Annotated in this window: 12 protein-coding genes, 1 tRNA gene and 1 rRNA gene; 13 read left to right on the top strand and 1 reads right to left on the bottom strand. The window is 44.5% G+C overall.

Features of this window, described 5'->3' with window-relative positions:
• The 3 genes from CI595_RS25525 to CI595_RS25535 form a co-directional block, all read left to right on the top strand.
• A 23S ribosomal RNA gene (locus CI595_RS25525) occupies positions 1 to 121 on the top strand; the annotation flags it as partial.
• Between the two features lie 88 nt (positions 122 to 209).
• Positions 210 to 282, top strand: a tRNA-Asn gene (locus CI595_RS25530).
• An 87-nt stretch (positions 283 to 369) separates the two neighbouring features.
• A complete protein-coding gene (locus CI595_RS25535; protein ID WP_095176421.1) occupies positions 370 to 672 on the top strand; it encodes a hypothetical protein in 303 nt (100 codons plus the stop codon).
• Positions 673 to 885: 213 nt separating this feature from the next.
• On the opposite strand, the gene CI595_RS25540 is transcribed toward CI595_RS25535, so the two are convergent.
• Positions 886 to 1,800, bottom strand: a complete 915-nt coding sequence (locus CI595_RS25540) for an AraC family transcriptional regulator (protein WP_095176423.1) — start codon at positions 1,798 to 1,800, stop codon at positions 886 to 888.
• 186 nt (positions 1,801 to 1,986) lie between these two features.
• Here CI595_RS25540 and CI595_RS25545 point away from each other — a divergent pair, with 186 nt between their 5' ends.
• The 10 genes from CI595_RS25545 (at position 1,987) to CI595_RS25590 (ending at position 11,976) form a co-directional block, all read left to right on the top strand.
• Positions 1,987 to 3,207, top strand: a complete 1,221-nt coding sequence (locus tag CI595_RS25545; RefSeq protein ID WP_095176424.1) for an MFS transporter — start codon at positions 1,987 to 1,989, stop codon at positions 3,205 to 3,207.
• 163 nt (positions 3,208 to 3,370) lie between these two features.
• Positions 3,371 to 4,231, top strand: coding sequence for an AraC family transcriptional regulator (locus CI595_RS25550; protein WP_095176426.1), 861 nt, complete (start codon positions 3,371 to 3,373; stop codon positions 4,229 to 4,231).
• 137 nt (positions 4,232 to 4,368) lie between these two features.
• Positions 4,369 to 5,598, top strand: a complete 1,230-nt coding sequence (locus CI595_RS25555) for a hypothetical protein (protein ID WP_095176428.1) — start codon at positions 4,369 to 4,371, stop codon at positions 5,596 to 5,598.
• Between the two features lie 23 nt (positions 5,599 to 5,621).
• Positions 5,622 to 7,007, top strand: coding sequence for an MFS transporter (locus CI595_RS25560; protein WP_095176430.1), 1,386 nt, complete (start codon positions 5,622 to 5,624; stop codon positions 7,005 to 7,007).
• A gap of 447 nt (positions 7,008 to 7,454) precedes the next feature.
• On the top strand, positions 7,455 to 7,865 hold the full coding sequence (locus CI595_RS25565) for a peptide deformylase (RefSeq protein ID WP_095176432.1): 411 nt from the start codon (positions 7,455 to 7,457) through the stop codon (positions 7,863 to 7,865).
• 62 nt (positions 7,866 to 7,927) lie between these two features.
• Positions 7,928 to 8,188, top strand: a complete 261-nt coding sequence (locus CI595_RS25570) for a DUF1653 domain-containing protein (RefSeq protein ID WP_095176441.1) — start codon at positions 7,928 to 7,930, stop codon at positions 8,186 to 8,188.
• Positions 8,189 to 8,566: 378 nt separating this feature from the next.
• Positions 8,567 to 9,232, top strand: a complete 666-nt coding sequence (locus CI595_RS25575; RefSeq protein ID WP_095176434.1) for a response regulator transcription factor — start codon at positions 8,567 to 8,569, stop codon at positions 9,230 to 9,232.
• Between the two features lie 96 nt (positions 9,233 to 9,328).
• The gene (locus CI595_RS25580; protein ID WP_095176436.1) at positions 9,329 to 10,243 is read left to right on the top strand and encodes an ATP-binding cassette domain-containing protein; all 915 of its coding nucleotides are present in this window, start codon (positions 9,329 to 9,331) and stop codon (positions 10,241 to 10,243) included.
• A complete protein-coding gene (locus CI595_RS25585) occupies positions 10,236 to 11,075 on the top strand; it encodes an ABC transporter permease (RefSeq protein ID WP_095176438.1) in 840 nt (279 codons plus the stop codon). Before CI595_RS25580 ends, CI595_RS25585 begins: the two co-directional genes overlap by 8 nt.
• 10 nt (positions 11,076 to 11,085) lie before the next feature.
• Positions 11,086 to 11,976: a sensor histidine kinase gene (locus CI595_RS25590; RefSeq protein ID WP_095176440.1), complete on the top strand. Its 891-nt coding sequence runs from the start codon at positions 11,086 to 11,088 to the stop codon at positions 11,974 to 11,976.
• Positions 11,977 to 12,333 lie beyond the last annotated feature (357 nt).

The following is a 12,333-nucleotide window of genomic DNA, read 5'->3' on the forward strand; positions in this document are numbered from 1 at the left end:
TGAGATATCCCATTCTATAAAGAAGTAAGACCCCTTGAAGACGACGAGGTGGATAGGGCAGAGGTGGAAGTGCAGCAATGTATGGAGCTGACTGCTACTAATCGGTCGAGGGCTTGACCTAAGCACGAAAGTGCGAACGGCGGGTAAGAAAAAAGGTTTTTGTGTTTTGTATATGCGGTTTTGAAGGTACGGTGTATCAGTGTATCTATTCCTCCTTAGCTCAGTCGGTAGAGCATGCGGCTGTTAACCGCAGTGTCGTTGGTTCGAGTCCAACAGGGGGAGCTTTAAACTCCGTAAACATGATTGTTTATGGAGTTTTTGTGTTATACGGAATTTTAAGACTAAGTGCAGTCTGTGTTTTGGGAGGGAGTGTTTGAGTCTATTGATAAGATAGTGGCACTTGTTCGTGACTATGTTTTAAGAGCAAAATCAGGCCCGACACCTGCTATATTCTTTTTTAATAATATATCACCCTGCACAGCACAGGAAAAGATACAGGCCGCTGTCCAGGCCGTTAAAATCTATGGCGCCCCCGGAGCAGATGAGAACACGCCATACCTGCTTCCAAAGTTCCGGTCATTTGAGGACTTCCTGAATCATAAGCTGAAAAACAATCCGGAGGGATATACATTTGAGTGGATGAAACAATCTGCATATTCTTATTTATTATAGTTTTAGCAATACATAGACGCAAATAAAAAGACCAGCTGGGGGGCTGGTCTTTTTGGAGAAGGTATTTCTTCTTATGGGGTGTAGCAAAAACTATATAATGTATTGGGGGTAATTTATTTATACTATATTTCGACAGATAAGTGTCAACAAAATTTCAAAAATATCCGGATAGAAATTGTGTAGTTTTAAAAACAGGCAGAATTCATTGTAAGATTAGACCGGAAAACGGATATTATCCGCTGGTTCATTATGCAATCTGAAGGCGGAAGGTGTGACTCCGTACCGTTCTCTAAAAAGCTTAGTAAAGTAACTGGGACTTTGGAAACCGCATTGGTCCGCGATTTCAATAATACTGTGGCTGGTCTCAGTAAGGAGATGCACGGACATAGCAAGCCTGTACTGCTCAAAATATTGGGTGGGTGTCAGGCCCAGTACCTTTTTGAAATCCCTCTGACATTCACGTTTGCATATATTGGCCTGGTCTGCCAGTTGTGTCACGCTGACGGGTTCCCGGTAATGGCTATGGAAGTAATCCAACATTCGCTTTACACGCTCCATCAGAAAAGAAGCCCTGGTCTCCTTCTGCTCTAATTGGTCCTTGCTATGCCCAAGAAGGAGAGTAAAGACATTAGACAGTAAGCTTCGCACGGTAAACTCATATAAATCCGGTTTGTTTTTACAGACGGTGATCGCATTTTTTATGGAAAGAGCTGCTTCTTTCTGCCAATCTGTGTCCGTATGGAAGACAAAGCCTGCCATGGATGGGCAGCGCATAAGCGGAAGCATATATTTATCATAAAATATGCTTCCAACATCTCCGTAAATCAGACGGGGATGGAATACAATGTCGCTTTCTTCATAGGGAACGCCCGGCTCCTCAAAAAAGGCATGGGGAATGCCTGTATTGATAAAGAGAGCTTCTCCGGCGCAAAGAAGAAAACGTCTGCTCCCAACCGAACACTGCAGAGTTCCCCGGTTCAGATACACCAGCTCAATCTCTTCATGCCAGTGCCAGGGCACATCACCCTGGTTCATGCCGCTGTAATACCAGGCACATGGGAAGGCCAGGGTTCCATGATTGAGTAGTTCCCTGCCTTTTTCATCAACACGTATGGGATTGCTAATCATTTTTCACCTCAGGATATTTTAGTCTGTCGCTTTTCTTATAGTATAATACGCAATCTTTATGGAAGCAATCCGCAATTTGAAGTATAATATGCCAAGATACTGATTTATTACGGTTCACAGCCACCGTTTGAGAAAGGGTTGTTGAACTGTAACCTGAATTTGAGACATAAGAGGAGTTTATATGGTATGACATCATTGTTATTGATTATTATCTATCTGGCATTTATCAGTCTGGGACTTCCGGATTCCCTTCTCGGATCGGCTTGGCCCAGTATGTATCAGGAATTGGGAGCATCCGTCTCCTGGGCTGGTATTATCACTATGATCATCGCTGCAGGGACGATCGTTTCCAGTTTAGCAAGTGATCATCTCACCCGGAAACTGGGGGCCGGCAAGGTTACTGCCATCAGTGTGGGAATGACGGCTGTGGCATTGTTTGGCTTTTCCATCAGTAATTCTTTCTGGCTTTTATGCCTTTGGGCAGTGCCCTATGGGTTGGGAGCGGGAAGTGTTGACGCGGCACTCAATAATTTTGTTGCCCTGCATTATCCTGCCAGGCATATGAGCTGGCTGCATTGCATGTGGGGATTGGGAGCCAGTATTGGACCTGTAGTAATGGGATGGGCTGTGGCAGGAGGATTAAAATGGAATGGCGGGTATCAGACCATTTCTATTATGCAGGTGGTTTTGACTGCAGTCCTCATTTTTTCACTTCCACTCTGGAGGAAGATGCAGAAATCCCACGCAGTAAAAACAGGGGATGATTCGGAAGTATCTGAAAAAAATCCGGGCCGTCACTACACATTGCCTCAGCTTGTGAGGCTGAGAGGCGTTAAGGAAGTGCTGATCTGCTTTTTCTGCTACTGTGCTCTGGAAAGCACGGCAGGTATTTGGGCAGCCAGCTATTGTACCTTATATCACGGAATCAGCCCGGAACGGGCAGCGCGCTGGGCCAGCCTTTTCTATATGGGAATCACAGCAGGCCGGTTTGTGTGTGGGTTTATCACGATGAAAGTGAATGACCGCAATATGATACGTTTGGGACAGGTGGTAACTGCCGTGGGCATTGTCTGCATTCTTCTTCCTATTGGAGGAAATGTGCTCTTTGCCGGATTGATCTTGGTTGGCTGCGGATGTGCACCTATTTATCCATCTATCATCCATGAGACGCCAATTAATTTTGGAGCAGATTTAAGCCAGTCGGTCATTGGGGTACAGATGGCGGCTGCCTATGTGGGGACCTGCCTGGTTCCGCCTCTGTTCGGACTTATTGCACAGTATATAAATATTGGGCTCTATCCGGTTTTTATGGCAGTTATACTGGTCTTAATGGTAATTATGTCAGAAAAGCTTCATATTGCTGTGCTGCATAAAGACATAGAGTTTCGTACTGCGGAGGAGAACTAGTGTTCCATCCAGTCACTGTTTTTCTGAATCCTTGTATATAAAAAACATATCGGTTATACTTCTAAAAAGAGGTATAGCCGTTTTTTGTGTAAAGCGATATGTGGCTGGACCATACTATGCGGGGCATAGCATGTCTGTCTGAACGGGAAAGGGGGATATAAGGATGATATGTCAGGAACCGGGAGTGCTGCCAGGCTCTGATTTTTATTTTTACACGCCGTCTGCGCTGGCAAAAGAGCGTCTGTTTTATTTTACGTCTGTGGGGCATTTCCTCTGTGAGGCGGAATACCGCATTGAACGGCAGGTTGATTATAAAAATTATATGCTGCTGTTTGTAAAAATAGGAAAAATGATGATAACATCAGAAGGGAAGAAAAGTATAGCAAAAGAAGGGGATATGGTGTTTTTGAATTGTCACAGACCTCATGCGTATCGTGCTGTGGGGTATGCGGAATTTCAGTGGGTACATTTTGACGGGGCAAATACCAGGCAGTTTTATCATGATATTATGGAGAGTACAGGCGGACGCCAGGTTTTCCGTCTTGATAATGGGGAGACGGTGCAGAAGAAATTAAAAGAGATCATATCCAACTGCAGATATGGAAGATTCTGTTCCGAGTTTGACGATTCCCTGAATATCTACCAGCTCATAATTGGTATATCTAAAAACATGCAGGGGAGCCTGCAGAATGGAAACGAGAATGTGGAGCTGATGATTGAAGAGGCCCTGCTGTTTATTGCGGATAACCTGAACAGTGACCTTTCTGTAGAGATGATAGCAGATCATGTAGGATTGAGCGAATCCCATTTTTCCAGAAAGTTCAGGAAGGCTATGAACAGTTCTCCAAAAGAATATGTGATCCGAAAAAGGCTCAATGAGGCAAAATGTCTGTTGAAAACCACATCTCTTGCGGTGAAGGAGATTGCTTTTCTGGTAGGATTCAACAGCGAATCCCACTTTTGCAATACGTTTACAGCCCAAAACGGATTATCCCCAAAAAAATTCCGGGAATTCCCCCTGTAGGAATAAGAAGGAGATTCAGAGAGCAGAAAATTACAATATTATAGTCAGAATCTTTATTGGAAATCTATTTTTTCTGACGTATCATATGGTTAACAGATAAGGAAAACCCATATAATACGAAGGGAGAAAGATAAGCTATGATATCACAAAAAGAAAGAGAACGTCTGCGCGAATTGGCAAGACGGCAGCTGGAAATTGCAAATAGTGAAAAAAATCTGAAGAGGACCCGGGAATGGATCGCCCACAACGCCTGCAGAGGGGAACGTCCCATGATCCATCTGGAAATTGATAATTTTACACAGGAGGTATTGTTCCCCGAGATGCAGTGCGAGGACCCTATGGCACGCAGGATAGAAGAGCGCCTTCTGCATAATTTCTATAATATGCAGGTGTTGGATGACGATAAGGTAGTTGCCCCGTATTTTGGTGTATGGTGGGATCTGGAGCTGAGACCCTGGGGCTTTGATGTGCTGAAGGATGTGGACGCAAATGGAGGAATCGGGCAGCACTTCAGAGAACAAGTAGAAGAACTGGGAGAAGAGATGGACAAATTTAGGCCTTCCCGGTTCCGGTTGGAGACAGAAAAAACCAATGAATATTTTAAAGCGGCACAGGATGCCTTTGGAGATATCCTTCCCGTCAAACATACCGGCAAGTCACTAACATGCTGGCTGACACAGGATCTGGTACATATTATGGGAATGCAGAATATGTGTTATGCACTTTATGACTATCCGGACCAGATCAAACAGGTTTTGAACCAGCTTGCGGATGATTATCTGAAATTTTTCCAGGATTGGCAGGACAGCGGACTTTTGTATCCCACTGCCGGTTATGAAGAATGCAATCAGGGCTCTATCTGCCTGACAGATGAGCTTCCAAGTGAAGGTCCTGCAACACTGGACAAAGTCTGGCTTCATATGGATTCCCAGGAAACGATCAATGTCTCCCAGGAAATGTTTGAGACCCTGATTTGGGATTCCTATAAAAAAGTAGCAGATCGTTTCGGGCTTGTCTCCTTTGGCTGCTGTGATCCCCTGGAACGTTTGTGGCCGTGCCTGAGTCAATTGAAAAATCTGAGAAAAGCCTCTATTTCACCCTGGACCAATGAGACATTTATGGGGGAGGTGCTGGCCGGAAAGAAAATCATTTATCAGAGAAAGCCAAGCCCTAACTATCTGGGTGTGGATGAAAAGCTCAATGAAGAGGCATGGCGCAGCCATATTATGACAACTCTGGAACATGCGAAAAACTGTACCGTTGAATTGACCATTCGTGATGTATACACGATACATAATAATGTGGATAAAGCAAAGAGATGCGTAGAAATCATGAGAGAGTGTATTGCGGATAAATGGAACGCATGACGATCTGAACAAGGGGGATGTTTATGCAGGAACAAAGATTTCCGAGAGAAGGCCGCATCAGCTTTACTACGAAGATCGCTTACGGAAGCGGGGATGTAGCGTGTAATATTGTCTATGGCATGATTAGCACGCTGCTGGTTCTGTTTTATACGGATTATGCCGGAGTCTCTCCGTATCTGGTGGGGATTGTGATGATGCTGTCGCGTATTTTTGACGGCGTATCAGATGTGATCATGGGATATATTGTGTCAAAGACACATTCCAGGTGGGGACAGTCACGTCCCTGGATCATATGGATGGCGGCACCGTATGCCCTGGGAGCTGTTTTACTGTTTACGGTGCCTCATACCGGAGAGATGCTGCAGTTTATATATATGTTTATTACCTATAATTTCTGTACGACAGTCTGTTATACTGCCATTAATCTGCCTTACGGGTCTCTCTCTGCCATGATGACCAGGGATTCCGGACAGAGGGACATGCTGTCCGTGTTCCGCATGGGGATGTCTCCAATAGGGCGCATCATTGCGGTCACTTTTACCCTGCCTTTGGTCAAGGCTTTCGGCAATGATCAGGCGGCCTGGATAAAATGTATGTCTATCTGGGCTGTGCTGGCACTTATCCTTCTTGTGTTCTGCTTCTTTTCCTGTGAGGAGAAGGTGCATATAGTGGCAAGAGAAAAACAGGGGACTATATCCTTAAAGGATAATCTGAAAGCGTTGGTAAAAAATCAGTATTTCTGGGCCGTTTTGCTGCTTTGGACCTTCCAGGGGACTACGCAGACAGTAGTGGGGACCATACTTCCGTATTATTGTAAATATGTGTTCCATAATGATTCCTGGATGTACAGTACATTATATTTTATTGAGACAGTCGTGATCATCATTGTCACATTTTTGTGTCCTTTGCTGCGGAAATTCTTTACCAAAAGCAGAGTTATCCTGTTGGGGGCAGTGATTGTTCTGGCAGGACAGTTTCTGTTTCTGTTGAATCCTTATGACTTTAAATGGTGTGTATTGACCACAGTGCTCCGTGGAATTGGGCAGGCGCCTTTGAGTGCTTTTATTTTCGGTATGATCGGTGATGTGGTGGAATTTGGGCAGTGGAAAACACATGTGCGTCAGGAGAGTTTTATTTTCTCCGGCGGGTCTGTGGGAGCCAAGATTGGAATGGGGGCTTCTCAGGCCCTCATTACAGGAATCCTGAGCCTGTGCGGTTATGTGGCATCCACCGGAGCCGCAGTTACACAACCGGAGGCAGTGGTCAATGCCATTGTTAAAATCTATGCATTTGCGCCTGTTGTGGTGTGGATACTGGTCATTCTGGTGATTCTGTTTTACGGTTTGGATAAAAAGTACCCTGCTATCATGAAGGAATTGTGTGAACGGGAAGCGCGGGGAGAAATGTAAAAGTAGGGAAGGAGAAAGGGGGTCCGGCCAGCAGCCGGGCTCTTTTTGCATAAGGAAAAAGACCAGCGGGGGAGCTGGTCTTTTTGGAGAAGGTATTTCTTCTTATGGGGTGTAGCAAAAACTATATAATGTATTGGGGGTAATTTATTTATACCTTATTTCAAGGAAAAAGTGTGAACAAATATTAAAAAAATTTACTGCTGAAATTGTGGAATTTTAAATGTGAGGAGAATTTGTTGTAGAAAAAGACTGAAAAAAAGTGGAAGATTGGAGTTTCGTTATGCAAAATGGGAGGATAAGGGAAAGGGCAGTGGCTCCGGGAAAATGGGAAGGAGGAGGGAAGAGATGCATGAAAGCTTGTATATAATTTGAAAATCGGTTATACTTCAAGCAGATGAATTTTGATGGTTCTTAGAGTGAAGAAGAACAGTTGTTGAAGGAGATATTATGGTAAGAGCAGTGGTGAGAGACACTTTTTTTCTCAGTCAAAAATCGGAACCTGCCGGAAGGGATGACGATGAGGTGATAAAGGATTTACTGGACACCCTTCAGGCTAACCGGGAGCGGTGTGTAGGGATGGCAGCTAATATGATCGGCGTTAAGAAACGTATTATTGTGGTCAGTACGGGCGGGGTGGATATGGCTATGCTGAATCCCGTGATCATTAAGAAATCCATGCCTTATGAGACGCAAGAGGGATGTCTTTCCCTGGAGGGAAGCAGAAAGACCACCCGTTTTGAAACCATAGAGGTAGAATACAGGGACCGGAGCTATAAGCGATGCAGACAACGTTTTAAAGGATGGACCGCGCAGATCATACAGCATGAAATCGACCATTGTGATGGGATCGTAATATGAGATAAAAGAAAACGATGCAGCAGTCAGGAGAAAATTTGCAGGCACACAAGAAGGAGGGTATTATGGAACGGGATTTGAGGCCAGGGGATATTGTAAGGAATTTTAAGAGAGAAACCGTGCATCCGGACAGTGACTTATATTTGTATCAGATCATTGCATTCGCAACGCATTCTGAGACAAATGAAAAACTGGTGATCTATCAGGCGCTATACCGTCCGTTTGGAGTATGGGCCAGGCCGTACGATATGTTTATGGGTGAGGTGGACAGAGAAAAATACCCGGAGATCAGTCAGAGATACAGGTTTGAGAAGATCGAAAATTGAATATAACAGCCTAAACTGCCGCTTGGAAAAAAAGACCAAACGGCAGTTTTCTGTTGCCGCATTTTCAGCTTGCCAATTTTAAGCGGCGTATCATGGGATTTTTGCTTGAATTTCTGGACAAACTTCCGGTAGCTGCAAAACCGTTTTTTTCCCCAATATAGAATACGGAATGATTTGTTGTAAGCAGGTCTGTATAAGCGTGTTTCGGGCATATGTCAGTAATGTGGGTCAGGAACCTATGAAATCAGCATACCTGCCTAACGGAAGGAATAGCCTATAGCATAATGGCCGCCTTTTTGTTACAATATGAATTAAAGTGTGTTTGCCCTTTCGTGGGCGTGGCAGACATTAAGGCGGCAGAAAGGGAGGCAGCGTTTCATGAAGTATATTGCAATTATAGAAGATGATATTCCCATCGGTGATATGGTAGAAGCAATTTTGAAAAGAGAGGGATACGGGGTGCTGCGTGCGTATTCAGGGACGGAGGCACTGCTTCTTTTGGCCCAGAGGCATCCGGATCTGATCCTGCTGGATCTAATGCTCCCAGGACTGAGCGGGGAGGAAATCCTTCCAAAGCTTTCCGGGATTCCCGTTATTGTAGTCAGCGCCAAGGCTGGGTTAGATGACAAGGTGAATCTTCTGCTGGAAGGCGCTTCGGACTATATCACAAAACCTTTTGAAACAAAAGAATTGTTAGCCAGGATAACGGTGCAGCTCAGAAAGGCATCCATTCCCGTTGATCATACAGAATTGATGTTTGAGGATCTGTGTCTCAATACGGAAACATATCAGGTTACGGCAGACGGTATGGCTGTCCGCCTGACCAAAACGGAGTTTGCTGTTTTGAAACTGCTGATGCAGAACCCTTCCCAGGTCATCACAAAGACACGGATATTGGATCTGATCAGTGAAGATACACCGGACTGCATGGAAAGTTCCCTGAAAGTACATGTGAGCAATCTGCGGAGAAAACTCAGGGAGATAACAGGAAAAGATTATATTGAGGCGGTATGGGGAATTGGATTTAAAATGCGTGAACAATGATCTGACAGTATCTTTACGGTTTCTTAACTGTTTCCTTAACCGCTTTCTTAACCATGTCGTGCTATTATGGCTGTATCAAATAAAGGAGGCACGGATATGGATTACGTTTTGAATACAGAGAATCTTTCAAAACAATATAAAAATTTCAAAGCTTTAAACAGACTTTCCATGCATGTGGAAAAAGGAGCAATTTATGGATTTATAGGAAAGAACGGGGCCGGGAAGACCACTCTCATCCGTTTGATCTGCGGACTGCAGAAGCCCACTTCTGGGGAATACACGATCTATGGGGAAAAATATACTTCCCCCAACATTCTCAAGGTGCGCCGGCGAATGGGAGCAGTGGTGGAGACACCGTCTATTTATCAGGATTTGACAGCGGAGGATAATCTGCGCGAGCAGTATGTGGTCCTTGGACGGCCATCCTATGATGGAATCAAAGGATTACTGGAGTTGGTAGGCCTTTCCGATACCGGAAAGAAGAAAGTAAAGAATTTTTCTCTGGGCATGCGTCAGCGTCTGGGGATTGCCATAGCGCTTGCGGGCAATCCGGATTTTCTGGTGCTGGATGAGCCGATCAATGGTCTGGACCCTCAGGGGATCATCGAAATAAGGGAATTGATTCTGAAGCTGAACCGGGAATACAGGATTACTGTGCTAATCTCCAGCCATATTCTGGATGAGCTTTCCCGGCTTGCCACACATTACGGATTTATTGACAGCGGAAGAATCGTAAAGGAAATCACAGCAAAGGAACTGGATGCTGCGTGCCGGAAGGGGATGCACATGGTGGTATCTGACGTACAGGCCCTCAGCCGTGTACTGGACGAAAGAAATATAGAATATGCCGTTGCTTCAGAGCACGAAGCCGATGTCTTTGGTGAGTGGAGTGTGACGGACCTTGTGCAGGCCTTATCAACACAGGGATGTACAGTGAATAAGATCACAGAGAGGGACGAAAGCCTGGAGAGCTATTACATCAATCTGATCGGAGGTGGCAGCCATGAGTAAACTACTTCGTGCAAACTTTCTGCGCCTGCGAAAGGATAAATATTTTTGGATCGGAATCCTTGTAATGGGTCTGTATGGTGTGATTGACAGCGTGGGACAATATCGGAATGTGAAAGTATATGATATGAGTGTCACATTTGACTCTGTATTTTTTGCCTCTCATATTATGATGGGCATGCTGATCGCAGCATTCTGCAGTCTCTTTGTGGGGACGGAATACAGCGATGGAACCATCCGCAATAAACTGATGGTAGGGTGTAACAGAAGAGATATCTATCTGTCAAACTTTATTGCCTGTGCGGCAGCAGGTGTGTTTATGAATTTTGCTTATATGTTTACCGCATGTATTGCGGGAATCCCTCTCTTTGGATTTTTTGAAATGGAATGGCAGGAGACAGTTATATATATGGTCAATGGTGTGCTCATGATTGCTGCGTTCGCAGCCATTTTTACCATGCTGTCTATGCTGAATCAGAATAAGGCATTGGTGGCGATCATCAGTATGGTGGGTATATTTGCGCTTCTGTTTTTGTCTATGTATATCACTATGAAACTGGGAGAACCGGAATTTACCGATGCGGTTTCTATGTCGGAGACCGTTGGTGATACGGTTACACAGACCATACAGCGAATACCCAATCCTATGTATCCCAGTCCATCACAAAGAAGCATTTATCAGTTTTTATTTGATTTTCTTCCTACAGGTCAGGGGATACAGATTTCAGCGGGGGCTGTGACACATCCGGGAACAATTGGGATTTATTCTATCGTTATAGCGGCGGCTGCGAATATGATCGGAGTTTTTTGTTTCAGCAGGAAAGATTTAAAATAAGGAGAAGATTATGGTATATCTGCTTGGTGTTTTATGCGCTGTTCTTTTTGTGGTAAACGGTATTTTAATAATGAAGATCCAGGGAATGCGCAGGGCGGCAGATGAAATATGCCAAGAAATTGACGCCAGACTGGGCAGAGATACAAATGTAGGAATTGATCTTACCATTTCCGATGGTAAGATGCGCCTTCTCGCTGCTGAAATGGACAGGCAGATGCGGAGGCTGCGAAAAGAACATATACGGTATTTGCAGGGGGACAAAGAACTAAAGGAGGCTGTTACCAATATATCCCATGACCTGCGCACGCCGCTTACGGCAATCTGTGGGTATATGGAACTGCTTGAGCAGGAGGAGGTATCCGAAAAGGTACGGGGATACCTGGCGGTGGTCCAGGAGCGGATTGATACGTTGAAACAGCTTACAGAAGAATTATTCCGGTATTCTTTGGTGGTTTCCGCCAATCAATATGAAGAAAGAGAGTCTGTGAATCTGAATCTAGCACTGGAGGAAAGTATAGCGGGGTATTATGGGGCTTTAAAGGAGGCGGGGATCACTCCCAGAATCTGTATTCCGGAAAAGAAGGTTATGCGGCAGCTGAATAAGGCTGCCCTTTCCCGTATACTTGCAAATGTGATCGGGAATGCAGTTAAGTATAGTGATGGGGATTTGGAGATCACGCTCTCGGGGAATGGATGTATTGTGTTTAGAAACCATGCAAAAGAAATGAATCAAGTTCTGGCGGAGAGGCTTTTTGACCGGTTTTATACGGTGGAGACCGGGAAAAATGCCACGGGGTTGGGGCTGTCTATTGCCAGGGCATTGACTGAGCAGATGGGCGGGGAGATTTTTGCTTCTTATGAGGAAGAGTATTTGGTTATTGAGGTTAGGTTTTGTTCTTGATTGAGAGAAGTGGAAAGAGTTTATCAAAAAATGAAATTTATTGTTGACACCCGGCATTCCCTGTGATATTATAATCTAGCTGTCGCCGATAAGTGACAGAAAACACCATAATAATTCAAAAGAATTGACACAATTCAGAATATTATGAAAAAAGTTGTTGACAAACAGCGAAGCATGTGATATAGTAAACAAGTTGCAGCTGATGCGATATGGAAACAACTGGTAACAAGTTTTCGTAATATGGAATAGAAACTTCCAAATATTATGAAAAAAGTTAAAAAAGTTGTTGACAAGTCAGAAAAGATATGATAATCTAATATGGCTGTCGCAAAACGACAACATCCAATTGCTGGAAGC

It is taken from the genome of Blautia hominis (assembly GCA_002270465.1).
Taxonomy (GTDB): domain Bacteria; phylum Bacillota; class Clostridia; order Lachnospirales; family Lachnospiraceae; genus Blautia; species Blautia hominis.

What these genes read in the sequence shown, in the direction of transcription:
- CI595_RS25540 (WP_095176423.1), bottom strand. Translation starts at nt 1,800, where the DNA reads ATGATTAGCAATCCCATACGTGTTGATGAAAAAGGCAGGGAACTACTC.
- CI595_RS25545 (WP_095176424.1), top strand. Translation starts at nt 1,987, where the DNA reads ATGACATCATTGTTATTGATTATTATCTATCTGGCATTTATCAGTCTG.
- CI595_RS25550 (WP_095176426.1), top strand. Translation starts at nt 3,371, where the DNA reads ATGATATGTCAGGAACCGGGAGTGCTGCCAGGCTCTGATTTTTATTTT.
- CI595_RS25555 (WP_095176428.1), top strand. Translation starts at nt 4,369, where the DNA reads ATGATATCACAAAAAGAAAGAGAACGTCTGCGCGAATTGGCAAGACGG.
- CI595_RS25560 (WP_095176430.1), top strand. Translation starts at nt 5,622, where the DNA reads ATGCAGGAACAAAGATTTCCGAGAGAAGGCCGCATCAGCTTTACTACG.
- CI595_RS25565 (WP_095176432.1), top strand. Translation starts at nt 7,455, where the DNA reads ATGGTAAGAGCAGTGGTGAGAGACACTTTTTTTCTCAGTCAAAAATCG.
- CI595_RS25570 (WP_095176441.1), top strand. Translation starts at nt 7,928, where the DNA reads ATGGAACGGGATTTGAGGCCAGGGGATATTGTAAGGAATTTTAAGAGA.
- CI595_RS25575 (WP_095176434.1), top strand. Translation starts at nt 8,567, where the DNA reads ATGAAGTATATTGCAATTATAGAAGATGATATTCCCATCGGTGATATG.
- CI595_RS25580 (WP_095176436.1), top strand. Translation starts at nt 9,329, where the DNA reads ATGGATTACGTTTTGAATACAGAGAATCTTTCAAAACAATATAAAAAT.
- CI595_RS25585 (WP_095176438.1), top strand. Translation starts at nt 10,236, where the DNA reads ATGAGTAAACTACTTCGTGCAAACTTTCTGCGCCTGCGAAAGGATAAA.
- CI595_RS25590 (WP_095176440.1), top strand. Translation starts at nt 11,086, where the DNA reads ATGGTATATCTGCTTGGTGTTTTATGCGCTGTTCTTTTTGTGGTAAAC.